Source organism: Brumimicrobium sp. (assembly GCF_048268645.1).
GTDB classification, from domain to species: Bacteria; Bacteroidota; Bacteroidia; order Flavobacteriales_D; family Crocinitomicaceae; genus Brumimicrobium; species Brumimicrobium ulvae.
This window is the reverse complement of the sequence record NZ_JBLWVE010000011.1, coordinates 14,234-39,259: the sequence shown is the minus strand read 5'-3', so window position 1 is coordinate 39,259 and position 25,026 is coordinate 14,234. Positions and strand designations below refer to the sequence as shown.

Genomic DNA, 25,026 nt, shown 5'->3' with positions numbered 1-25,026 from the left:
TAATCAAAAAAATATAAGATAAATAATAATAATTATGATTAGAAATAATGAAGTGAATATAGTCTTTTTTGTTTTTCTTAAATTTTTTAAAATATCTAGAAGCTTACTCTTTAAAGGTAAATATTCAGAGTTGAAAATTGATTCACTTTCCTCTGCTTGAATTACATGCTCAATATGTTTTTTTGATTTCCTAATACCATTTAAGAAAACATAACTATTGATAAATTCTATAGTTGAAAACAATAAACTTAAAGAATAATTAATAAAAAAGGAAATTAGAATTAGCTTAAAAGTTGAAAGGTTGTGTAACGATTCAGAATCGAATGGCCAATCGAACCAAATTGCTGATACACCAAGAGCAAGGATAATTAGAAATGAAAATTGTAATATTTTATCAATTTTAATCCAAATAGAGTATTGTCTATTATGTCTCTTTAAGCTCCATTCGAGCGACGGCACGTAAGTTAAATTCAAATTAAGCACCTTTTTGTAATCAATAACAAATATATGACCTGGTACTGATTTCTTTACAAAAGTTGGTTGGAATCTAGATTTTAAAATATCTTGATTTACATAATTGTATTTATGAGCATCGAGTAAATAAATTTTATCAAGTGCATTAATGTTCTTCTGATCTAGTTCATAATCTAAAATATAACCAGTATAAAGTTTAGACTTACCACATTCATCCACCAAAATATCAGCATATGTAATTAAAACATCAGAATAGTTTTCAATGTTTTCAACTTTAATAGATGTAATGGCCTTGTTAAACTTTGAGAAATTAGTTATTTCACCGCTAAAAATATAGTACCAATAGTTTTTAAACCGAAGAATTTTATATTTCTTGTCAAGGTTAAATTTTCGGATTAAGTAGTGGAAAAAAAGCCCAAAAACCCCAGCAGAAAAAAAGGTACAACATAAAAATATGATATAAACCCATAAGCGGTTATCAATGAAGTTTATTGATTCAAAGCTTAATTCCTCATCAACAGACAAGAGGTTTTGATATATTTCTAAACCACTTGATAACTTAAAGTCGGAATCTATGCATAAGAAAACCGAAACTGACAATAAAAACAAGGCTATACCAGGGATCAATGAGTAAAAGCCCAAACGTACAATAGGAATACTCGTATTAAACTGTTTTGAAAACTCTCCTTTAAAGTAGGATCTTAAAAAAATTAAACCTGGTAGGAAAATATTTAAAAATACCAAAAGTAAGCCCGCAGTAATAGACATGGTTATTCATTAATCTTTGATAACAAATCCCAATTCCCTTCCTTATGATAATGCTCGATTGCTTTTTTTAGGCTTTCACGCTTTTCTTTGTTAGCTAAAACTTCACGACCTTCACCTGAAACAATATCAGTGGAAACATTTTTATCAACATCCTTTTTAAGGTTCGTGAAAATTTTAATTAGAATTATAATACCTAACAAGGTTAATACAAAGATTAAAATATCATTTTGAGTATTTGATTTACTAGACATAATTCAAAATTAAGAAGTTAAATTTAAGATAATTGATTTACAACCATTAATATTATGGTTCCATTGTAAATACAACATCTTCTTTTACTAAATCATTAACATTAATAGTTGGTACAAGAAACTTATTAAACTTAGTGTCTTCTGTTTTAGCATGAAGTACACCTCTTGCAGTTCCCACAACAATCATGGTTAAATGTGCCATAAAGTTTCTAGGAAAGCTAAGCTTATCATTTGCTACAAAGCTCTGCCAAGAGTCTTCTTTGATTTTAAAATGTCCACTAACTTCAATTTTCAGAAATACACTTTTCTTTTGCTCAAAAGATAAAGTTAGAAAAACACCAACTTGCTTTTGCTTCTGATCAATCTTAAATTGAAGACCAGCACCAAACTTTGTTTTACCACTTTCTGAATAAGCTTCTTCTATAATAGCAAACTGTTCGGTTTTAATACCGATTAAACCAAATCCTATATTTTCTTCCATTATGCGCTTAGATTATAATCTGATTCAAAACTGTAATCATCGGTTTCTTTGTCATAAGACATTTTAATTTCTTTCTTATCGGAAGAGGTATAATCTGCAGGTGCAGATGTTTCTGCAGGTGTGTACTTCTCTGAGAAACTACCAATAAGCTTTTCAAAAAAGTCATTCAATTGTTTTTCTAAATGGGAAACTAAAATAGGAATCTCCAAAATCGTTTGAATCTTCACTATTGACTCCAATGTCAAGTTCGCCTTACCACTCACTATTTTTGTGATTTGCTGTGGAGAAACTTCCATTTCATCAGCTAATCTTTTTTGAGACCAGCCCAATTCATCTAATTTATCAAGCACTTTCATTGCAATGTCTTGAGATTCTCTTAATCTCATTCTATTCTTTATTCTGTCCTTGTTTTTTTGAGCTGTATTCGTTTTCTCTTTAGAAACTAAAGATTTAAATTTTTCTTGATTCGTTTTCATAATTCATTTTCTAGGTTAAACTCAAAGAAGGAGTCTTCGTCAAAAACATCATTTTCTTTAAGGTAATCCTTTGCTTTGTTTATCTTTCTCAACTCTTCTCGTGTGCCTTCATGACCATCCATTGTTTGGCTCATTTTTATCGCACCACCAGTTATAACAAAGCAATTTGTATCAATTTTTATAGCGTAAAGACGTAAACCGTCTTTAGACGATGTTTTTCCTTTTTGTCTTGATAATTTTTTGATTCCTGTTTCTTGATCATGTAAAGGTCTAAAATAATGTTCTAAAGGTTGAGACTCCTGGAGTAATTCATCAATAAGATTTTGAATATTCTCTGCATCTCTTAACCTTTGCTTTACGAACTGATTAATATTCTCTACTTTATTTTTCTTTGCAAATGTTCTTAAATAGTGAACATCTGTCCAAAGTTCCATGAGCCTGTCGTATTCATTTGTGTCATATTTAATATACATAAATGCATGCAAGTGCCCAGGGTATTCTTCTGCAAATATATCAACTATCTTCATATTATCAACCTATAGGTTTACTTTTAACATATATTTTATACAAACATCTTCTGCAACAGCCCTTTCTTAAAGCTTTTACTCATCTCTATTTGTTGGGTTATTTGTGCTATGTTTTTATCGATACTGGATAAAAATTTGGCTATTTTTTGTTGTTCTTTAACTGAAGGAATATCAATTAACATTGCTTTAAAATGATTAAAGTACAAATGTACAATTGTTGTTCCTTGACCAAACTTTGCTAATTCAAGCTTTTTATGATTTGATAAGTAATAGGCATAAAAAATATTGTCAACCTCCTTCTTAGCTCTGAGTATCGTTATGTCTCCTCCTATTAAGACATTACTATCTTTTAAGGCTGTAACATTTGCTAAATCTATACCTGATGTTGTTGTTGAACACGGCACCAATAAGTCATTTTCTTTTGATAATATTCCTTCTTCTGTATCCGTAGAGCTGAATATATCAGTAATTACTTCTTTGTACTTTGTATATAACTCTCCATAAAGAACACATTTATACTTACCTTTTTCGGATAGTTTATCTTTTGACAAACCTGTGCCTTTAAGACCGTTGAACACATCCCCCAACTTCTTCTCCTCCCAATCAGGAAAGTTATCACCCTTCTCATCTTTAAACCTAACCTCTTGAGAAAAGATTTTTTGCATTACTCCTTTTTTATATTCTTCTAATCTTAGTTTTTTCTTTTCAAGAAGTTGGATGCGTTCGTCAATTGAGGTTAGGAAGTTGGCTATTTTTTGTTGTTCTTCAATGATTGGAAGGTTTAATTTTAAGGTTTTTAATTGACTCCCATACAGATGTACAACCGAAATTCCCTGAGATAACTTAGCAATATCCAACTTTTTAGCGTTATTCAAATAATAGGCTAAAAAAACACCATTCGCACTGCTTTTTATAATATTTAAATCACTACTTAATGCTATACCTGATTTTAAAACACAAGAAGCTGTTGCAATATCTAATTCCGTTTCTCCTGATGCAGGAATTATTACATCATTCTTCTCACTTAAAACTAACTCATCTAACGGTAAATTTGTTTTTGACAATACATCTTCAATAATTTCATTGTAATGAGTATAAAGTTCTCCATATCTTACACACTCAATTTCTCCATCTATAACAATGTCAGCTTTAGAGATTCCTTTACCCTTACTAAATTTAGCAATATCCCCAAGTTTTAACGCAGCCAAAGGCTCCTCAAATTCAGGAAACCTTATTTCGGGAATCAATTTCAATTCTTCCATAATTAAAAAGGTGTTTGGATATTTAACTCCTTACAGAAAGAAGAAATCTTACTATTTGTTTCGAGTAATTCTTTATCAATAGATTTTAACTCTTTTGAAACTAATTCTAAATTGACAGGCTCTTCCTCTTCAAAGGTATCTACATACCTGGGGATATTTAAGTTGTAATCATTTTCAGCTATTTCAGTTAATGAAACGACGTTACTGTACTTGTCTATTGATTCTCTATTTTGATAGGTTTTTACAATACGTTCTACATCTTCATTTCGTAATGCGTTTTGATTTCCTTCTTTAATAAAATTCCCTTCTCCACTTGCATCAATAAACACAATGTTATCATCTTGTTTACGGCATTTTTTCAAGACCAAAATACAGGTAGGAATTGAAGTCCCGTAGAAAATATTTGCAGGCAAACCAATCACAGCATCTAAAGCATTCATTTCTTTAATGATGTATTCACGAATAGTTCCTTCAGCTGCACCTCTAAATAATACACCATGTGGAAATACACTTGCCATAATACCATTGTCAGCTAAGTGATAAAGCATGTGTGTAAGGAAGGCATAATCAGCTTTTGTTTTAGGCGCTAAACGTCCATATTGACTAAAACGTTCATCTGTACTGTTTAGTGGGTTGTCTTTCCCTTTCCAGTGTGCAGAAAAAGGAGGATTAGCAACAATGGCTTCAAAACGCATATCTAAATGCCTTGGATTTTCTAATGTATCGTCTTGAACAATATTAAAAGAACGGAAATGCACATCATGAAGTATCATGTTCATTCGTGCCAGGTTGTAGGTTGTTCTTGTAAGTTCTTGACCAAAATACTCCCCTACTTTAGCTTCTTTAGCAACACGTAACAAAAGAGACCCCGACCCACAGGTTGGATCGTACACTGTTTTGATTTTCTTTTTCCCAGTAGTTACTAATTTTGCAAGAATCTTTGAAACTTGTTGAGGAGTATAAAACTCTCCTGCGGACTTTCCACCACCCGCTGCAAACTTTGCAATAAGATACTCGTAAGCATCCCCCAACACATCAGACTCAATGTCTTTTAGTTTGAAATCTATTTTATCTAAATGCGTTAATATTTTAACAATGATTTCATTTCTCGCACCAACTGTTCTACCAATTTTACTTGAGTTTAAATCTAAATCCTCAAACAAGGCATTAAAATCATCCTCAGATTCAGTACCCATTGTGCTTTGCTCAATGTGATTTAAAACTGCTGTTAGGTCTTCAAGAATATAATCACTCTCTTCTTCTGTATCGGCATTTCCTCTTTCAACCATAACGGAGAATAACTGATCTGGTGTCAAGAAGTAACCTAGCTTTAGTAAAGATTCTTCTTTTATCGCATCTAAACTTTCTTGGTCTTTTAATTTACGGTAGTCTGTTATTTTTTCTCCTTCGAGTAACTCGTTTGCATAGAGGTATTGTTTTTCAGATAGGTATTTGTAAAATATAAATCCTAATATGTAATCTCGGTAATCGTCTGCACTTATTTTACCTCTTAATAGGTTTGCGATACCCCATAATTGGGTTTCTAGTATTTTCTTTTGATCTTCTGACATGGTTGTTTTAATTCGAGTGGGAAAGATAAGAAAAAAAGAGAATTGAAACCACGATACTTTTTATTCTACTGGTCTAATAGTTTATTTATGTATGGTTTGAAATATTGAATAATTTGATTAGTTTGGTCCCGATTTAGGTGGTTAGTTAGGTTGATTATTAAGAGGGAATTGGACGCTCGTTCATTCCCTCTTATGTTTTCTATAGTACTCCCCATTTTTAGGACAACATATTAAGTTGTAATTTTAAACAATAAATATGAGAAATAAAAGGAGAACATTTAGTGCATCTTTCAAGGCAAAGGTGGCTATTGAAGCGATTAATATCAATGGATGGACGCAGAAGAGCAATAGACAACATTTACATCGAGCGCTTCTGGAGGTCAATAAAATATGAGAAAATTTATATAAACCCAACAAATGGCGGTGTTGATTTAAGAAATCATGTTCATGAGTATATTAAATTTTACAATTCTGAAAGAAGGCATACGGAAATAGGAAAAGTACCACCAGATGAATTGTATTTTAAGAAAAAAGTAGCATCTTAGCATCAAACTAAGAAACTGTTAAAAGTTGTCCAACCTTTGGGGGTATCATAGTTTGAGGTTGTATTTTGATAATACGGTAATCAATCGTGAATTGTTTAGTGAAGAAAAAGTACAGGATATTTTGTTGTTGATGAGTTGTAGAGCTGAACTTCCGAATTATCCTTTGTAGATATTTAACCTCAGAGTTGCGCTAAGCGTTGTACCGAGTTTACCGAGGTAAAGGCGCAAAGAGCACTAAGAGAAAAATGAAAATTAAATTAAAAAACAAATTGATATGAAAAAAATAAGTTTAATAGCGTTGCTTACACTGATGATGTTCGTGGTTAGTTTTCAAGGGAAGGCTCAAGAGGCTTCTAGTGTAATAATAAGAATTACTACGAGTTCTTCTGACAGAATTACCTCACAGATACTAACAGTAGATCCAGAGGGTAACACATCAACTGTACCTTTAAAAATAACCGACATAAAAAACTACAATGAACATTTGAAACAGAATACCATTTTGATTCAAAAAGAAATAAACAATTGGTTATCAAAAGGATACAAGATAGTATCTTCAGTAAGTGAAATGGACAGGAAAATAATGATAATTTTAACTAAAGAATAACCTAAAAAAACAACCAAAATGTCCAATACCAAAGGAACCTCAATATAAATGAAAAGTGAAAAGTGATGAGTGAAAAATTTAAAATGGGAAATTGATTATTCAAGTATGAAAAATTAATAAAAACTATGTCTAATACTAAAGGAACCTCAGCAATAGTAGCACCTCAGGGTGGCGGAGCGCAAAGCGGACTCGGAGAAAAATTTTCTCCCGACCTTTTTACGGGTACGGGGAATTTTAGTGTGCCTATTGCGGTACCTCCGGGAAGGAATGGCTTTCAGCCGGAACTTACTTTGGGGTATAGCTCGGGGAATGGGAACGGTACTTTTGGTTTGGGATGGGCATTGGGGATTCCGGGAATTACTCGAAAAACTTCTAGGGGGATTCCTGTTTATAGTGATAGTCAGGATGTGTTTATACTTTCGGGGGCGGAAGATTTAGTACCGGTGAAGAAAGAATCTTCTCCAGGACATGAAAAAATGTTTTACCGACCAAGAACAGAAGGGCTTTTTGCCAGGAATGTCCATCATAAGAAAAGTAATGGTGAGAATTACTGGGAAGTACGCAGTAAGGATGGATTGGTGAGTTATTATGGGGATGATAGAGTGAGAGATGTTTATATAAATAGAGGGGGAACTGTTGTTGTTGATTGTAGGAATTAAAAGCTGCTTGACATCTACTCTAAATACAACTCTATTTATCTATATTCTGCAAACCTTCAATCATTGTGAACACGGCTTTCCCTGTATCCATTAAGATTGCTAATGCATAAATTAATACAAATATTAAGCCCCCATTGAACAGATGTTCCTTGTAATCAAAGTTGACTAAAGAGCTGTTCAGAATGGTCATGAATATTATACTTACAGCAATAAGAATTATTTGCTCAACTAGTGATAATTTCATTTGTTTTATTGGTTCTTTTAAATCAATCTGTGGTTTCTGTAATTTAAGATCTTGCATTTTTGAGGCCACCAATCCTGAAGTAGCCGTATTTATTGCTAACAGGGTTATTAAAAGCCCAATAATATTATTTTGTAGGTAATCAAATAGAAAAGATGATTCCAGCCAGTAGCAGAATACTGTTGCTACTATGGACAAAATAAGATACATTGATATGTCTTTAATTGTTTCCATCTCCAATTATAGATTTAATTACTGGTAAAATTTGATCTGCTACTCCCTCAATATTTACTTCATCTACTTCAACTGTAACAGGCTTTTCGTTGGTGTTAATTAACTTTCTAATTCCTTTTACCTTTATTTTCACATTACCACCTCCATTTGAAGAATATTCTGTTAAACCTTTCAATGTGTCGTTATCTTTATCCAAGTTTTCAAGCACACCATTAGTAGGTGATTTAACTGAAAGATGACTTTCATGACTATTTAAATCTTTTGAAAAGTTTCTAAACACTTCATTCAAACTTTTAGAAATTTTAGCCAAGTTAGGTCTTACAAATTGAAAATCGATATATGTGATTTTGTTTGAGTTGTTTTCAATGATTTTCCAAAAATCCTGTTTGTCGAATAAATTTTTAATAGTGATACTAAGACCGAGATCTTCTAACTCCTTATTAAAAACTTTACTTAAAACATTTTTTACAACCATTGGATTAGAAAAAGCTTGAATATTCTCGCTAATACCAATTTTTTGAACCTTCGGGTCATTATTAATTAATACATAAACAAATGGTTCTGTAGGATGGTCAGATGGCTTAAAGTCTTTGTAAATTGTAGTAACTTTCTTGTTAGCAACTTTTAGGACAAAATAATCTTCATCTTGCCAATGAATAATCATTGGTGTTCTAATCTTTTTATTTTCAGATATGTTAACTAATGATATTTTGAAAAATTCATTTTTACGTTCAATGATTTCTTTTTGGGTGAAAGTTTGTTTAGGAAACAATGATGTCTGCACAGAATCTTGCGATATAGGTAACAAGTGATACCTATATATATGAAAGTTTAAAATATTTTTATCCTTACTCATTATTGTTTTTTTTATTGCAATATACTATTATTTGAAATAATCCCTTTCCCTTATATATCCCTTTCTTTATGTTCCCAATGAACAACGCTTATAAAGACTTATTTTGGGTGTAATAAGGTCAATTGACTGCAAAAAAAACGAATCATTGTATTTAGAAACATATGTGGGAATTAAATCATACTTAATCATTATCTTTATTTCAGCTTCAGAATAATCTTGTTTGATGTAGTTCTTTTTAACTTCAATGAGTTTCAATTTTGATGCTGCAAGTTTTAAGCGAGAAGCTTTAGATTTTGAAATGTTGTAAAGTGATTCTACTCCTGTTGTTGCAATGGGAGCTGGCTCGTTGAGGTAATTAAAAGTAAGGGAGAGAAAATGAAAGATGCTTCCCTTTATTCGCATGCTTTTCTCTCGCCTTACTTTGTGCCAAAATATTTTATGTAGGTAAGTATACAAACTTGCTCCGATATGAGCATTGAGATGATTGAGGTCGCTCAATGTAATTAATGTACTTACCCTTGATTCCCATAAATTTTCTATTCTTAATTTGTCAAAAGACTTTATAATGTAGTAACCAGTTTTTTCATTTTTCCTTATCCAGCCTAATTGAATAACTCTTTCAAATAAATTGATGACTGACTTTTTTTGTTTGAAACCCAAAATTGTTTTCAAAGCTTCAGTTTCCATTGCGCTACGTTCCATCTTGCCATGCCTAAACAGGAGCTTTAGTAATAGAAAAAACTGAAATTCATTTTCCTTATTATTTGCTGCCACCCAAATAGACATGGCGACTGGAACCTTCAAGTAGGGATTAGAGTCTATCCAACTTTTTTTTTATAATTACTTTCAAGAAAATCATCCACATCAGATGCTTTATAATAGATCTTCGCCCCTATTTGAGAAAACGGAAGTTTTCCCGAATCCCTGTAATGTTGTAATGTCCTTTTACTAACATGTAATAACGCACACACGTCTTGATTGTCCATCCAGACATCAGATAAAGGTGTTGTTTCTTTTTGTTGGTTCAACTTTTGTTGAATTGCTTCCAATTGGTTTACCAATTTTTGAAAGGCTTCTGATTCAATAGTAATCACTTGCATAACTCTGAATTTTAAAGTTTAATAATTAATTCTGGTGCTAAATTCTGAGTTTTGAAGCAGGTGTATATTGAGTTATTGAGGTGGTATTAAGTTATCTCAATGTTCTCAATGATTTTTATTGTAAAAGAGTGAAAGCCTTGTCAATTTCTTCATAATTCTTTGGGAAATCAACCTTACTTGCTGAAAGGTTTTGTGCTTTCAATAGGTTACCATTTTTAGTGAAGAATAATTGAGATTTCTCAATGTTTTTAAATGATAAATTGTTGAAATATGGTTTTAGCTTATTGAAGATATAATACAGTTGTGTGGTTTCGCAGTTGAATGTAATGGACGGTAAATCACTATTTAGATCCTCGGCGGTAAGAACTGTAACAAGATCATCTACTGCAGCTACATCATCTCTAAGTAGGTATATTTGTCGATTAAGCTCTGAAATGAATGACTTCAACGAATCTTCAGAAGATTTAAAACCAAAACTGAATGTTTTTTCTATCGTTTTTTTGGAGGTGTTAGATGATTCAACTTGAATTTGTTTTATGGGTTTGGCTTGCTGGAAGAATGAAATGTCTTTTGTTTCTTTGATGAACTCTGCTTCAATTTCTAGGTATTCTTTCAGTAAAGAAGTGTATCTGGGTTTACGTTCTTCATTATAATTGTTTGATAAATTCTTCAAACTTAATTCTCTATGCTTAAGCTGTTTTAACCTAGTTTGAATGTACATTACTTTGTTTTCTGGGTCTGCATCCTCTAAATAATTTAGAAGTCTATCAACACACTGAATAAAAAGATCATGCATTTCTTCTCGGACATTTTGCAATGCAATATCAAAGGGCATGCAATAGACTGTAGTATACAACATAAAATCATCCATGATTTTAGACAACCTTTCATGTAAATCATTGTCCAAAACCATATTATGTGCTAAGTACATTATTTCAGAAACACCAGCCCCATCATCTAAATTAGGATATTCCACTCTGTTTTTACCTCCGTATTCACGACAACATGCAATAAAATAGTGTATTCTCTCTCTAAGTATATAGGCGGTTTTCAAATATTGAATATGGTCTTCTAAATCAAAGAAAAAAGCATTTAATTCAAAAATATGTTCTGTATGACCCCCTCTTTGTAATGAAGCAAAATATTCTTTGACAACATCTTCAGAATTATTATAATCATGTCGCAACCCCTCTAAAGCATCTATGTATTTTGCTTCTGCTTGTTCTGCTGTAATCTTAGTAATATTTATTGTATCATTGAAATCATCAATTGAATCTACTGCTTCTTTTTCTGCTTCCTCCATTGCTTTAACCACTAAAGCTTTAAAATCAGGAAATTTAAAAGAATCATTAAGAGACTTATTTTTCAAGACAGTTTTCATCCATCTTATTGTTTGAAAGATAGTATAGAAAATCATTGGACTGTCAGAAAAAGGAAACGTTTTATTACTTGTCTTTAATCTCTTTTTTAAATGATCGGAGTATTCAGGTGTGATTTTAGACCATTGCATATCACCATCGATAAATTTATTAAAATCATCAATCAAACTTGAAGTATCGATTTTATCAAATTCGTATTCAGACATGAACGAAAATTGTTTCAGCTTTTCAATCAAGTCTTCTACCTTGTGAAATGAATTTCCCGAAATACACTTATCATAATGTTTGACGTCATTTTCTATTATCAACAAACCTTCTGGATCATCTTTTAATTTATTCTGTACTCCTTTAATGATATTTGTGGTTTCGAAAGAAACTACTTTAAGTACTTTTTGCGCTTGCCAGTGTCTGATTTTTAAAAAATCATCGCTATCCTCAACGTGAAAAGAGTAGTTCAAGTCAAATAGAATTGGGTCAGATATACCCTTGTTAAAAAGCTCATATGAATAAGGAGGGATTTTATCTTTTAAAGAACCGAGATATTCTGTAATCTTGCTTCTTAGGTTTCCTAGATAAACTGCTTGTCGTAATTCTTTAGAATCATCCACATTTAATATAGATGTCCTAGAAGAAAAAAGTTTGAGTAGCCATTCTTCTGAATTTGAATTTTTGAAGTAAGCTGAAATAGAAATATCATCCTTTTTATTTTTTATCTCTTCCTTTCGCTCATTTAGAAACTTTATCTGATCATAAAATGATAAATCAGTTATTTGAGGTAAATACTCATTATTGAACGTTTTGTCAGCTTTATCTAAGGCATCACTATAAATGGCCAAGAATTTTTCCTTGACCATTTTATCTATTGAATGATTAAAGTTAGACATACGCACAAATTTGAGGCTCAATATACAAAAATTCTAGCCTAGTTTTTGCCTCAACGCCTCCATATCATCAGAAATCTTAGTTTCAAGTACCTTCGCATATATTTGAGTTGTCTGCATCTTAGTATGTCCTAAAAGCTTTGAGACTGTTTCCATAGGTATATTGTTTGCCAAGGTTACAGTTGTTGCAAACGTATGCCTTGCTAAGTGGGTGTGAAGTTTCTTTTTGATTCCACATATATCAGCAAGCTCCTTTAAGTACGCATTCATTTTCTGATTGGATGGAACAGGTAGGATTTTACCTTCAATTGAATTGCACGGATGGTCTTGGTATTTCTTAATTATTCTTTCCGATACTGGAAATAAAGGAACACGAAAAGAAACTCCTGTCTTCCCTCTTTTCTTAGCAATCCATTTGTTTCCATCTATTCCGATTTGGATATGGTTTGCTTCTAAGGTTGCTAAATCTTTATAAGATAAACCTGTGTAGCACTGGAAAAGAAACAAGTCACGAATAATATCAATACGCTCTATATCAATATCCTTTTCAGCCAATTGGGTAAGTTCGTATTCAGTTAAAACTTCTCTCTCAACATTTTTCTGTGTGATTTTGTAATTAAAGAAAGGGTCCTTCTTAATAAATTCATTTGCTAGCGCTATGCGAATGACCTTCTTTAATGCTTTCACATGTTTCATTGCTGAGTTGTGCTGACACTTCGCTACTGACTTGAGGTAGAATTCAAACTCTTTGACAAACTTCGCATCTACTTCCATTAAAGGATGCGCTTCGTTTTTATAGTTGAGTTTACAAAATGTTCTTATGTGTTTTAAACCTGCTTTATAACGTTGGAGAGTTAATGGAGAGTAATCTATACCGATAAGCTTCTCCATATCATTATTGTGCTGCTGATATAACTCTACTAACGACCACTGCTTCTCTCCTATTCCTAAGAATACGTTTAGTAAGGTTTTCGCGTTTATTACTTTCCCTCGCTCCTGGAGTGTTTGGTGGTGGGTGTAGATTTGTCCTCGTACACTTGATAGGTAATCGTTGAGATTACTTGCTGCTTGGGATTTTCCCTTTGCTTTGTTGCGTGGTGCATCCCAGTACTTGGGGTCTATGCTTCGTTTTAATGATATTTCTGCTACTGTACCATTAATTGTTAAGCGCATGTAAATTGGTGCTTCTCCGTTCTTTAATAGTTTCTTCCACTTTGCAAAGAATAGGATGTTGAATGTTGCTCTTTTCATATCTCTATATTTTATGGGTTAAAATTAGAGCTTTCGGTTCGTTTCATAAAATGTAAAACCTTGAATAACAAAGCAAAAGAATCATTCTCGTGGGACTTTTTGGAGTTTGGTTTTAGTCCCACGATTAAACCACTAGATAATGGTGGAAATGGAGTGAAAACAAAAACCTGTAAATGAAAAAAGCCCCATAAAGTGGGGCTTTTTCGTTTCTTTGCTCTTGGTTAATAGAGACTTAGCGGTCTGGACGGGACTCGAACCCGCGACCCCCTGCGTGACAGGCAGGTATTCTAACCAACTGAACTACCAGACCAAAACCTATATATCTTCTTTCGAAGGTGCTGACGACAGTCAACTATAGTTAATGTAAATTAACTACTAAATTTTGTATTGTTCACTTGCTTTCGCAATTTACTTTTTTTATCTTTTCTTGTTTTCCTTACCGTTGTAAGGGCCTGTGTTGTTTCGTTAGGCGAGTGCAAATATAGAGAACTTTTTTACATCCGCAATGCTTTTTTTGAAAAAAAATAATCTTTTTTTTATCTTTCATGAAAGAGTCTTGAAATTCAGTCTTTTAAGTTTTATCTTTTTTTGAGTTATTTCAAACGATTATAATGCTTTCCTCAAATGAACGTCAAATGGTACAGTTGATAAAATGATTTCTAATTTGAAAAACCCAATTGCTCATCATTAAATTTAACTTTAGAAAATACAAAAGCAGTAACGAAATTCGCTACTGCTTTTGTGATTTTATTCTATGGAGTATACCTCCTTTAAAATTAATCTTCTTTTACTTCTTCATAGTCGACATCCTCTGCATCGCGGTAACCTCCTTCTACAATATGAACTTTTCCTTTCTCATTCGCGCTTTTTTCTTTCGCCTTTTTGAATGCATCATTGTTCTGATTGTAACGCTTTTCTTCATCTAAATTGCGTTTTGCTACTAGTAATCGTCCAATAAACCGAACAATTACAAAAACAGCAATGATGATTAAAATCATTCTAACAGTACCCGTCACGCTAAGTAAAACCATGTTCGGTGTTATTTAGATAAATATAAATTACGTTCAGCAAATATTTTCGTAAAGAAAGGATCTTTCAAGTCCTTAATAAAGTGAATTGCTTCTCCCGTTGATTTCATCTCAGGTCCCAATTCTTTATTCACATTAGGGAATTTATTGAATGAGAAAACTGGAATCTTTATCGCATAACCTTCTTTACGTGGACGGAAATCAAAGTCTGTCACCTTATTTTCTCCTAACATTACTTTGGTTGCATAATTCACATATGGCTCATCGTATGCTTTCGCAATGAAAGGAACTGTACGAGAGGCTCTAGGATTAGCTTCAATTACATATACCTTATCGTTTTGAATTGCAAATTGAATATTAATTAATCCAACCGTTTCTAATGCTACTGCAATTTTCTTGGTGATGTCTTCGATTTGTTGCATGACAAGATCTCCTAAGTTGTACGGAGGTAAAACACCATACGAATCACCTGAATGAATTCCTGCAGGTTCTATGTGCTGCATTACTCCAATAATGTACACGTTCTCACCATCACAAATCGCATCGGCTTCTGCCTCTATTGCTCCGCCTAAAAAGTGGTCCAATAAAATTTGGTTTTCAGGCATTTCATGAAGAATATCTACAACATGGTGCTCAAGTTCTTCTTTGTTGATCACAATTTTCATTTTCTGACCTCCTAAAACATAAGAAGGACGCACCAATAATGGGAATCCTAAATCGTTTGAAAGTTCTAATGCTTGTTCAGCACTTTCTACTACACCAAATTGTGGATAAGGTACGTCATTATCCTTCAACAACTGTGAAAATCGTCCTCTGTCTTCGGCTAAGTCAAGGGCGTCATAACTCGTACCCATAATTTTTATGCCATAACGCTCTAGTTTTTCCGCTAATTTCAAGGCTGTTTGCCCCCCCAGCTGAACAATCACACCTTCTGGTTTTTCATGACGAATAATGTCATAAATGTGTTCCCAGAATACAGGTTCAAAGTACAACTTATCTGCAGTATCGAAGTCTGTTGAAACGGTTTCAGGGTTACAATTGATCATGATGGTTTCATAACCTGCTTCTTTGGCAGCCAATACACCATGTACGCATGAGTAATCGAATTCAATTCCTTGTCCAATTCTATTCGGACCAGAACCTAAAACAACGATTTTCTTTTTGTCAGTAACTTCACTCTCATTTTCCAATTCAAATGTTGAGTAATAATATGGTGTTTGCGCTGGAAACTCTCCGGCACATGTATCTACCATTTTATATACACGTTGAATTCCAAACGCTTCTCTTTTGGCATATATTTCTGACTCCAAGCAACGTAATAAATGCGCTACTTGACGGTCAGCATATCCTTTTTGCTTGGCTTCAAAGAGCATTTCTTTTGGAATGCTGTCCAATGAGAACTTCTCGATTTTACGCTCTAATTTGATCAAATCTTCGATTTGACGTAAGAACCATTCATCGATTTTTGTTTTCTCTTGAATACGTTTAAACGGAATTCCTAGTTTAATCGCATCATAAATATGGAAGAGTCTGTTCCAGCTTGGGAACTCTAAACTTTCTAAAATTTGATTTTGATCGGTGATTTCTTTTCCATCTGCTCCTAAACCATTCCTACCAATTTCTAAGGATTGACAAGCTTTCTGTAGTGCTTCTTGGAAAGAACGACCAATTCCCATTACCTCACCTACAGATTTCATTTGAAGTCCTAATTTACGGTCTGCTCCTGGGAATTTATTAAAGTTCCAACGTGGGATCTTTACAATTACATAGTCCAAAGTCGGCTCAAACAAAGCTGAAGTTGTTTTCGTAATTTGATTGTCTAATTCATCTAATGTATATCCAATCGCTAATTTTGCAGCAATCTTCGCAATAGGGTAACCCGTTGCTTTAGACGCTAATGCTGATGAACGTGATACACGAGGGTTAATTTCAATGGCAATGATTTTCTCTTCAGCATCTGGAGAAACAGCGAACTGAACGTTACATCCTCCCGCGAAATTCCCTACAGAACGCATCATCTTAATGGCCATGTCACGCATCTTTTGGAAGGTGGTGTCTGACATTGTCATTGCCGGAGCAACAGTGATTGAGTCTCCTGTATGCACTCCCATTGGATCGAAATTCTCGATAGAACAAATAATTACAACATTATCGTTTTTGTCTCGCAACAACTCTAATTCATACTCTTTCCATCCCATTAAAGCTTTATCAATCATTACTTCGTGAATTGGAGAAGCATGAAGACCAGCGTCTAATAAATTATCAAACTCATTTTCATCATACACCACTCCTGCTCCTGCTCCACCTAAAGTGTAGGAAGATCGAATACACAATGGAAAACCAAATTCTTGTGCAACACTTTTTCCTTCTAAGAAAGATTTCGCTGTTTTTTGCGGAGCCATTGGAACGTCAATATCTTCCATCAGGTTACGGAATGCCTCGCGGTTCTCAGTAATTTCAATAGCCGCAATGTCAACTCCAATGATGTCTATATTGTTTTCCTCCCAAATTCCTAGCTCATCACATTTGATGGCTAAGTTCAAAGCTGTTTGCCCTCCCATTGTTGGCAAAACTGCATCAATGTTATGGTTGGCTATAATTTCTCGAATGCTCTCAGGTTCTAGTGGTTTTAGATAAATATTATCTGCGACTACTTTATCGGTCATGATGGTCGCTGGATTCGAATTGATCAATGTGACTTCTATTCCTTCTTCTCTCAAAGATCTCGCTGCTTGCGATCCTGAATAATCAAATTCACAGGCTTGACCAATTACAATAGGTCCACTTCCAATAATTAAAACTGACTTAATTTTCTCGTTCTTAGGCATTCCAATTTTTCTTTATGCTTATGATGTAAAAGCGTGATACAAATTGAACGCAAATTTAATTCATTTTTACTACTTTTATAGGTATGCACAGGATATTTATGGCTATTTTTTGACATAAATTGGAATCCCTAAAAATGTTTTAGTTATTATTTTACTTTTTCAGCATTCAGATATCAGTACTAATGGAAAGAAAAATCGAAAGTGTTACCTTGCAAGACCTCAAACTTTCTTATGAAGTTTATGGGGAAGGAAACACTGTAATCCTTTGCTTTCATGGGAACGGTAGGTCCGCAGAAGACTTTAAATTTTTAGAAAGAAAGACACGAAAAATCATTTCCATTCACTTGTTTTTACATGGCTACTCCACCTTTTCTCCCAGTAGAATTCATGAAGACTTAATCACCTCGAAAGATGTTGAAAAATTGTTGGAAAAATTATTAACAAAAGAAAAAGTAGACCGTTTTCACTGGGTGGCATATTCTCAAGGTGGACGATTTACATTAAGTGCTTTTCCTGCTTTTGCCCACAGGGTAAAAAGTTTGTTTTTAATTGCTCCGGATGGATTGGATGATAAAAACTTTTACAGTTGGACCCAGCGACAATGGTTTACACGAAAACTATTCCAACGCTGGGTAAATAAACCGCATGAATTGATGAATATTTCTCGAGGGTTGGCCAAAGTAAAAATAATTGACCCGAAAATTGTTACTTTCTTGGATTTCTATACTTCTGATCATGAGAAGTTTGAAACTGCATACAAAACATGGAGTGCTTTTAGAGATTTAAGACCCTCTGATGAAGAAGTAAAAGCCACTTTAGAAAAATACAATGTCCATTTCAACCTTATTATTGGTGAATATGACAAAATCATTACCCCGAAAAGTGCTACTCAATTTTTAGAGAAAATTAACCAGCAAGAAGCCTTAACGAAAATTCCTTTTGGTCATGATGTATTTAAACCCCATATCGAAAAAGAACTTTTGGCTTTGATGCCTTTTGAAGAGCTTGATTGATCTTTATAAGAAGCTAAACAATCTTAGTTAACATTTTAATTAATCGAACCCTAAAAAGTTCTTTGGTACTGTTATTTAAGCGGTATTTTTCATCGACACCAAACCCAAAGACGCCTAGAATATGATTTTCTGAATCCAATAAAATACGCACTTGTTCTTTTTGATGCGCAGGTACTTTTCTATCCCTTAAAAACTTCCCCACTGATTTCAACCCTTTCATTCCTAGGGGTTGAAAATAATCTCCTGCTTGCCATTTCCGTATTGTTAGTGGTAATTTTACTTTAGATGTATCCAAAAATAAATCGCTTGGATTGAGTTTTATGGTTCCTGTTGGATGTTTCGAAATGGCTAACTTATACTCAACGGCTTGACTTGATTCTTTCACAAAAACAAGAGCATCTCCTTCATTCCAAGCTTTCGCATGGTCATTCCCAATAAACTTTCCTTTCTCTGACTTTGTGAGTCGAACAATTTCGTCTACTGCATATTCTCCCAGGCCTTGTTCTGACAAAATATGCTGTTGAATCCACACAGGATAACTTTTCCAATCTTCAATCAGAATTGAATCAGGAATTTTTATACTTTTTAAAAAACACAGAACCGATTGAAAAGAATGCATTAAGGGAACAAGTTCATGTATTGGGAATCCTTCAGATTGCAAACAGGGCAATACTTCATTCCTGTACCAGTTTCGAGTATAATCATTCGATGCGTTGGTGACATCTTCACGCCATTTCCAATCGTGTTGCTGAGCTAGTGAAATCAGCTCTTCCTTGGTGTGTTTTAACAATGGCCGTAAATAGCCTGCTCTGTATTCAGGCATACCAGAAAGTCCTTTTACCCTACCTCCTCTGCGCAATTGCAAAAAGAAAGTTTCGAGCTGATCATCATAATGGTGCCCCAATAGTACCACCGCCTGCTCTTCTCGAATAATTTGATCAAACCAATTGTACCTCAATTCACGGGCTGCTAATTGAGTGTTTAAACGATGACTTTTCGCATATTGCTTCGTATCAAAATCTTGTACCCGTATTGGCACATTGAGTTCTCTTGCTAGTTTTCGCACAAATAACTCGTCCTCATTCGATGAATGCTCACGCAAATGGAAATTACAATGTAAAATTCCAACTTCGTTTTTATTCTTTGTTTCTAGCATAAGATGCAACAGCACAATAGAATCGACTCCACCGCTGCAAGCTACCCAATATGTCGGAGCATTATTCATCTGAATTCAGTACTTCTTTTAATGCTTTGACTTTAATCATACATTCTTCGTATTCCATTTCAGGCGAAGATTTTAAGGTAATAGCGCCACCCACTGGACAACTGATATTTTTTAACTTTTCATTATACAAAATACTGCGAATAATCACATTGAAATCAAAGTCACCATTGGGTTTAAAATAGCCAACACTTCCCGAATAAAGTCCTCTTTTGAAGGTTTCGTGCTTTTCAATCAAATTCATTGCACTGATTTTTGGCGCTCCCGTCATACTTCCCATTGGGAAAAGTGCTTTTAGAATTTCCAATACGCTCACCTCCTCATTGATTGTTGCTGAAACGGTAGAAATCAATTGGTGCACCGTTTCAAAAGTATAGACTCCAAAAAGTTCATCAACTTGAACCGAGTTACGTTCAGCAATTCGAGATAAATCATTTCGGACCAAGTCAACAATCATCACATTTTCTGCACGTTCTTTCTCACTGGCTAGCAATTCTGTTTTAAGCCGTTCATCCTTTACTGGTGTAGTTCCTCTTCTTGCTGTTCCTTTAATCGGTTGGGTGATTAAGCGATGGCCTTCACGTTTTAAAAACCGTTCTGGACTGGCCGAAAGTAAATACCTCCCCTCCCATTCAACAAAACATGAAAAGGTAGCTTTCGTTATGTTATTTAAAGCAAAATAAGTGGGTAAAGGTGAAATTTTACAATTTTCAGCATAAAATTCTTGACAGAATGTGACCTCATAAATATTTCCCATTTGAATTTCTCCTTGGAGTTCATCAATGGTAGAAATGTAAGACTCTCTGCTTAAACCTGCTGTCAACTCAACTTTGTTTTCTGCTTTTACTTCTTGCTGACTAAGGAAATAGGCAATAAAATCAATGGCTTTTTGATCTGCTGAACCTTTCAGAAAAACTGGATTCCCATTTTCGTCCCATTTCACAACATAACGTGGCACAAAAAAACCAACTGTTGGAAATTGAATTCGGTCTGAATGCTCAGATTTTAAATTTTCAATGTCATTTTTCAAATCGTAAGAAAGGAATCCAAAACGATAGTCATCTTCAAACTTTTCAATAAATGAAGCTGTCTTTTCAAGGCAATTTTCTTCTTCACATTCAAACACTTCTATAGGATCAAATGCAAGAAGCGATTCATTTTTGTTATTCGTTAAAAAGGTAAAGATATTTTTCATCAAAAAAATTATTCCTTATTATTACAATGCAAATACGAAAGTAATAAATAATAACATGAAGCATTTAAATTGGTCCATTCTAGTTGTCATGATTTTTTCAATTCCTCTTTTTTCAATTGCCCAAAAAGAAAAAGAAGTCAAAGTTAAAATGGAGGACGAAATACTTTACGGGAGTTTAATCAGTGTTTCTGAAAAATCAAAAGCACCGGTGGTAATCATCATTCCAGGTTCTGGTCCGACAGACAGAAACGGAAACAGCATGATGGTTCAAGCCAATAGTTACCGCATGTTGGCTGAGGAATTAGCCGAACATGGCATTGCTAGTTTACGCTATGACAAATTAATGGTAGGCAAAAGTAAAAGCGATAAATCAGAAGGTGATCTACGATTTCAAGACAATGTTGACCAAGTAAACGCATGCATTGATTATTTAAAAAAGAAGAAATACACCAATATTATTTTAATCGGTCATTCTGAAGGTTCATTGATTGGCATGTTGGCAGCCCAACAACGCGAAGTGAGTAAGTTCATTTCATTCGCTGGAACAGGTAGAAGTATAGATGAAGTGTTAATTGAACAAATCACAGCACAATCGCCTGGGTATACTGAAGAAGTTAAACGCATTTTATTAAAACTTAAAAAAGGTGAAGAAGTAGATGATTTCAATACAGATTTAGCTTCTTTATTTCGTAAGAGTGTCCAACCCTATTTAATTTCTTGGTTAAAATATTCGCCACAAGAAGAAATTCAAAAGCTCAACATTCCAACATTGATATTGCATGGAACATCAGACATTCAAGTTTCTGAAGAGGACGCTGTATTACAGCATGAAGCAAATCCCGAAGCAGAATTAAAAATCATTGATGGAATGAATCACATTTTTAAAGCTGCTTCTGAGAATAGGGAAGAAAATATTCAAACCTACTTAAACCCTAAGTTGCCTTTACACGAAGAATTGATTCCTGTTCTCACAGGATTTATCCTTGAGTAATTTACCTCAATAAATTAACATGTCCGGTAAGCGTATGATGTTTATCTGACATTGTTTCTTTGAATTTAATTTTCCATACATAAGTCCCTTCTTTAACGATTTTCCTGCCCTCTACTCCGTAGGTTCCATCCCAACCTATATCGGTATCATGAGACTCAAAGACCAGCTCTCCCCATCGGTTAAAGATGTACAAAGTATAATTTTGAGGGTCAAATCCATGGGTAAAAACCGGTTTGAATGTTTCATTGAACTTATCCTGATCTGGAGTAAAAGTATTTGGAACATAAAATATTATTTTGTCCTTTACATCCACAACTGCATAAGCAGTATCAATACACCCCTCAATTGTACTTGAGATTAACCTCACTCTATGCTCTAATGGTTCTGGACTAAATTCGAAGATTGGATTCGTTACAGTTGAAGAACCTTGATTTCCGAAGGTCCAATTGTAATAATCAGCATATAAAGAAGTGTTGTAAAACTCTACTTCAGGATCTATCACATCAGGATCATTCGGTTCATAATAAAAATCAGCCACCGGATTGTGATAAACTTCTATGTAGCTATTCTCAGAATGCGACCTCACACAGCCTTCGTTCGATGTAACTGTCAGAGTCAATCCATAATAAATATTTTCGCCCGTTGGATTGTTATAACAATCATTCAACACTGGTCCATTATGCGTTTCTCCATTTGACAAAGTCCATTCAAACTGATCTAATGTAGAAGGTGAATTTATCGTAGTAGTACTCGAGACTTCTGGACAAATTGGTGAACACCCTGTCAAGTTAACACCCGAAAAACTCACTACAGGCAATGGGTGTACGGTTACTGTTTTTGTAATCTCTTCGCGACATCCGTTATTGGTAACTACTTCCAATGTCGCATTATAAGCTCCATCAGCAGTATAAGCATTGATTGGGTTTTGTTGAACACTGTATGAGCCATCACCAAAATCCCAAGACCATTGCACCACATTATTTGTCGTATGATCATTGGAGACGGTAGACAAATCAAAGAATTCATTAACGTCTTCAAGACAGACATTTGTTGGTGTAAAGTCAGGTACTGGCAATGGATAAACCTCTACAGGATGCGTGATCGAATCTTTACATCCATAATTGGTTGTGATGACCAATTGCGCATCATAAACATTTTCAACATTATAATTATGAGTAGGATTTTCAATATTAGAAGTGTTTCCATTTCCGAAACTCCAAGCGTAATCGACAATTGCATCAGCATCTACGGGAACAACGTTTGATTGATTAACAAAAGTCGTTGTTGTATCCTCACAAACTGCATCAACAGTAAATTGAGCTTCTGGCAATGCATAAACCGTCACTTGTTGCATCAAGGTATCTCGACAACCGTTAGAAGTTTCAACAATATGTGTTACATCATAGAAGCCATCACTTGGAAAAACGTGATTAAATGAATCTACAAAATAATCTACACTTCCATCACTTGTGATGTCCCAAAAATAATCAGCAATTGTACCACCATTGGCAAGGGCAGTACTTTCGATCAACATACTTTGTTCATCACAAACATTAGTAAAGTTAAAATCAGCAATAGGATTAATAAACACCTCCACTGAATGAACTGTATCGTTAACACAGCCACTATCAGAGACCGCTGTTAGCTGAACGTTATAGTTTCCACTTGCTGCATAAACATGACTTGGACTGAACAGCGTTGCAGTATTCCCATCATCGAAATCCCAATTCCAAGAATCGATTTGACCAATTGAGATACTGGATTGATTCACAAGAAACGTGGTATCTCCTAAGCATTCGTCATCCCAATTGAAATCAACACTTGGATTAGGATTGACAAAAACAGACACTATGGTATCATGTTCACATCCAATACTATCAGTAACACGAAGTCGAATATCATTTCCACCTGACGTAGGAATAATATGTGATGGATTTTGTATTGTGGCATCATCAATCATGTCCTGGTCAAAGTCCCATTCCCAATCATAAATTGGATAATCACCAGGGACAGACAAATCAGAAAACTGTGTTACATCTCCTTCACAGACGATATTAAAATCAAACAGAGCGGTTGGATAAACAGGAGGATCTACAACATAATCAACACGTTCACAACGTGCACCAATAGTATACCTCAGATTATACTCCCCCGCTTGTAATCCATTGGCAGAAATATTAAGAATAGAATCTGTCTCTCCTACAAGCGCTACTCCCTCATAATACCATTGCCAAGTTCCTCCTACACTATCTGCTTCAGCAGTCAATGTAACGTCATTGGTACAAAAACTACCTGTTTCTTCAATGGTTATCGTATTAAAGAAATTATTTGAAGCTAAAATCAAGTTATCGTACACAAAGTAAGCATAACACCCCCCTCCATAATCGCCAGGCAGCGGTCCGCATGGTGGTCCAATCATGATTGCATTAATATCTGTAGCTGGGGTAATGTCAATAGTAATCACCCCCCATGCTCCCATTGGAGTATACGTTTGAGACCCTATTAACGTCCAACTTGGGTCACTAGAAGAAGGGCAATTGGTTGTATTTACAGGTAAGGAACCACAATTGGCCGCTCCAAATATTGACACATCAACATCACCATATGTTTTAGTACAAGCTCCACCCATTCCTGTTATTCCAAAAGATGCAATTTGAAAAGATAAAGTGTAAGTTTCACCGGCTAAAAGTGGGCTGATTAAACATGAACCGATATATTCTTTCCAACCATCAGAGTAGATCGCTCCAACATAGGCATCACCATCGGGTGGTGTTAAGCCTGCATTGTTAAAAGCAGGGAAGTTATATCCACAATTAAAATAATCGGAAGTTGCTGTTGTTGCTTGAATCCACGTATCTGCACAACTCAATTGCGAGAAAGAAGAAGGACAACAATTTCGGTCTTCAAAGGATGGATTTGGAATTAAGGAAGGAATATTCTGAGGAACTCCAAATCCCTCACAATCACAAGCGGTATCGTTTAAATCAATTAAACCATTTCCGTCATCATCGATTCCATTATCACATATTTCCTGCCCAATTAACACATTGCCGAAAAGGATAAAAAATAGTAGTAGTCTTTTCATTATGTAGAGATTTTGATTAGAACATGTTGAAGGTAATAAAAACATTACAACCTTCTATATAGTTTAACGACAGACTTTTAGTCTGCGTTGCTTATTTCATA

The 25,026-nt window shown here is 34.3% G+C and carries 23 protein-coding genes and 1 tRNA gene; 5 read left to right on the top strand and 19 right to left on the bottom strand.

What is annotated here, in order from left to right; all coding sequences use genetic code 11:
* Positions 1-3: 3 nt before the first annotated feature.
* The 7 genes from ACN0U3_RS09905 to ACN0U3_RS09875 are packed head-to-tail and all read right to left on the bottom strand — an operon-like array spanning position 4 to position 5,810.
* Positions 4-1,242, bottom strand: a complete 1,239-nt coding sequence (locus tag ACN0U3_RS09905) for a hypothetical protein (RefSeq protein WP_417266094.1) — start codon at positions 1,240-1,242, stop codon at positions 4-6.
* A gap of 2 nt (positions 1,243-1,244) precedes the next feature.
* Positions 1,245-1,493, bottom strand: coding sequence for a hypothetical protein (locus tag ACN0U3_RS09900; RefSeq protein ID WP_417266093.1), 249 nt, complete (start codon positions 1,491-1,493; stop codon positions 1,245-1,247).
* A 52-nt stretch (positions 1,494-1,545) separates the two neighbouring features.
* On the bottom strand, positions 1,546-1,974 hold the full coding sequence (locus ACN0U3_RS09895; protein WP_417266092.1) for a hypothetical protein: 429 nt from the start codon (positions 1,972-1,974) through the stop codon (positions 1,546-1,548).
* Positions 1,974-2,450, bottom strand: coding sequence for a helix-turn-helix transcriptional regulator (locus ACN0U3_RS09890; RefSeq protein WP_417266091.1), 477 nt, complete (start codon positions 2,448-2,450; stop codon positions 1,974-1,976). Before ACN0U3_RS09890 ends, ACN0U3_RS09895 begins: the two co-directional genes overlap by 1 nt.
* On the bottom strand, positions 2,447-2,977 hold the full coding sequence (locus ACN0U3_RS09885) for a hypothetical protein (RefSeq protein ID WP_417266090.1): 531 nt from the start codon (positions 2,975-2,977) through the stop codon (positions 2,447-2,449). Before ACN0U3_RS09885 ends, ACN0U3_RS09890 begins: the two co-directional genes overlap by 4 nt.
* 35 nt (positions 2,978-3,012) lie before the next feature.
* Complete coding sequence (locus tag ACN0U3_RS09880; protein ID WP_417266089.1) at positions 3,013-4,239, bottom strand: restriction endonuclease subunit S; 1,227 nt, start codon at positions 4,237-4,239, stop codon at positions 3,013-3,015.
* A 2-nt stretch (positions 4,240-4,241) separates the two neighbouring features.
* A complete protein-coding gene (locus ACN0U3_RS09875) occupies positions 4,242-5,810 on the bottom strand; it encodes a type I restriction-modification system subunit M (RefSeq protein WP_417266088.1) in 1,569 nt (522 codons plus the stop codon).
* Between the two features lie 308 nt (positions 5,811-6,118).
* Here ACN0U3_RS09875 and ACN0U3_RS09870 point away from each other — a divergent pair, with 308 nt between their 5' ends.
* The 3 genes from ACN0U3_RS09870 (at position 6,119) to ACN0U3_RS09860 (ending at position 7,621) form a co-directional block, all read left to right on the top strand.
* Positions 6,119-6,355 carry an integrase core domain-containing protein gene (locus ACN0U3_RS09870; protein ID WP_417266087.1) on the top strand — a complete coding sequence of 79 codons (237 nt, stop codon included), beginning with the start codon at positions 6,119-6,121 and terminating at the stop codon, positions 6,353-6,355.
* Between the two features lie 274 nt (positions 6,356-6,629).
* Entirely contained in the window at positions 6,630-6,962 is a 333-nt protein-coding gene (locus tag ACN0U3_RS09865) for a hypothetical protein (RefSeq protein ID WP_417266086.1), read from the top strand.
* A 125-nt stretch (positions 6,963-7,087) separates the two neighbouring features.
* Positions 7,088-7,621, top strand: a complete 534-nt coding sequence (locus ACN0U3_RS09860) for a SpvB/TcaC N-terminal domain-containing protein (protein WP_417266085.1) — start codon at positions 7,088-7,090, stop codon at positions 7,619-7,621.
* A 31-nt stretch (positions 7,622-7,652) separates the two neighbouring features.
* Here ACN0U3_RS09860 and ACN0U3_RS09855 read toward each other — a convergent pair whose 3' ends face one another.
* The 9 genes from ACN0U3_RS09855 to carB all read right to left on the bottom strand — a co-directional run bounded on the left by ACN0U3_RS09855 (position 7,653) and on the right by carB (position 17,419).
* Positions 7,653-8,096 (bottom strand): hypothetical protein, encoded by a 444-nt coding sequence (locus ACN0U3_RS09855; RefSeq protein WP_417266084.1) that lies wholly within the window; start codon positions 8,094-8,096, stop codon positions 7,653-7,655.
* Positions 8,083-8,952, bottom strand: a complete 870-nt coding sequence (locus ACN0U3_RS09850; protein WP_417266083.1) for a hypothetical protein — start codon at positions 8,950-8,952, stop codon at positions 8,083-8,085. The genes ACN0U3_RS09855 and ACN0U3_RS09850 overlap by 14 nt, the downstream gene beginning before the upstream one ends.
* 66 nt (positions 8,953-9,018) lie before the next feature.
* On the bottom strand, positions 9,019-9,654 hold the full coding sequence (locus ACN0U3_RS09845; protein ID WP_417266082.1) for a hypothetical protein: 636 nt from the start codon (positions 9,652-9,654) through the stop codon (positions 9,019-9,021).
* 116 nt (positions 9,655-9,770) lie between these two features.
* Positions 9,771-10,052, bottom strand: coding sequence for a helix-turn-helix domain-containing protein (locus ACN0U3_RS09840; protein WP_417266081.1), 282 nt, complete (start codon positions 10,050-10,052; stop codon positions 9,771-9,773).
* Positions 10,053-10,167: 115 nt separating this feature from the next.
* On the bottom strand, positions 10,168-12,315 hold the full coding sequence (locus ACN0U3_RS09835) for a DUF6617 family protein (protein WP_417266080.1): 2,148 nt from the start codon (positions 12,313-12,315) through the stop codon (positions 10,168-10,170).
* A gap of 33 nt (positions 12,316-12,348) precedes the next feature.
* Positions 12,349-13,563 carry a phage integrase SAM-like domain-containing protein gene (locus tag ACN0U3_RS09830; protein ID WP_417266079.1) on the bottom strand — a complete coding sequence of 405 codons (1,215 nt, stop codon included), beginning with the start codon at positions 13,561-13,563 and terminating at the stop codon, positions 12,349-12,351.
* A gap of 236 nt (positions 13,564-13,799) precedes the next feature.
* Positions 13,800-13,873 (bottom strand) — tRNA-Asp (locus ACN0U3_RS09825).
* Between the two features lie 466 nt (positions 13,874-14,339).
* The gene (locus ACN0U3_RS09820) at positions 14,340-14,594 is read right to left on the bottom strand and encodes a hypothetical protein (RefSeq protein WP_299203267.1); all 255 of its coding nucleotides are present in this window, start codon (positions 14,592-14,594) and stop codon (positions 14,340-14,342) included.
* A gap of 8 nt (positions 14,595-14,602) precedes the next feature.
* Positions 14,603-17,419, bottom strand: coding sequence for a carbamoyl-phosphate synthase large subunit (carB, locus tag ACN0U3_RS09815; protein WP_299203270.1), 2,817 nt, complete (start codon positions 17,417-17,419; stop codon positions 14,603-14,605).
* Positions 17,420-17,601: 182 nt separating this feature from the next.
* On the opposite strand from carB, the gene ACN0U3_RS09810 reads away from it, so the two are divergent.
* The gene (locus ACN0U3_RS09810) at positions 17,602-18,432 is read left to right on the top strand and encodes an alpha/beta fold hydrolase (protein ID WP_417266078.1); all 831 of its coding nucleotides are present in this window, start codon (positions 17,602-17,604) and stop codon (positions 18,430-18,432) included.
* A 13-nt stretch (positions 18,433-18,445) separates the two neighbouring features.
* On the opposite strand, the gene tilS is transcribed toward ACN0U3_RS09810, so the two are convergent.
* Positions 18,446-19,657 carry a tRNA lysidine(34) synthetase TilS gene (gene tilS, locus ACN0U3_RS09805; protein ID WP_417266077.1) on the bottom strand — a complete coding sequence of 404 codons (1,212 nt, stop codon included), beginning with the start codon at positions 19,655-19,657 and terminating at the stop codon, positions 18,446-18,448.
* A complete protein-coding gene (locus ACN0U3_RS09800) occupies positions 19,650-20,849 on the bottom strand; it encodes an anthranilate synthase component I family protein (RefSeq protein WP_417266076.1) in 1,200 nt (399 codons plus the stop codon). Before ACN0U3_RS09800 ends, tilS begins: the two co-directional genes overlap by 8 nt.
* Before the next feature lie 55 nt (positions 20,850-20,904).
* Between ACN0U3_RS09800 and ACN0U3_RS09795 the strand changes: the two genes are divergently transcribed.
* Positions 20,905-21,840: an alpha/beta hydrolase gene (locus tag ACN0U3_RS09795; RefSeq protein WP_417266075.1), complete on the top strand. Its 936-nt coding sequence runs from the start codon at positions 20,905-20,907 to the stop codon at positions 21,838-21,840.
* A gap of 1 nt (position 21,841) precedes the next feature.
* Here the strand turns inward: ACN0U3_RS09795 and ACN0U3_RS09790 are convergent, their stop codons facing one another.
* The gene (locus ACN0U3_RS09790; protein ID WP_417266074.1) at positions 21,842-24,925 is read right to left on the bottom strand and encodes a PKD domain-containing protein; all 3,084 of its coding nucleotides are present in this window, start codon (positions 24,923-24,925) and stop codon (positions 21,842-21,844) included.
* Positions 24,926-25,026: the final 101 nt, after the last annotated feature.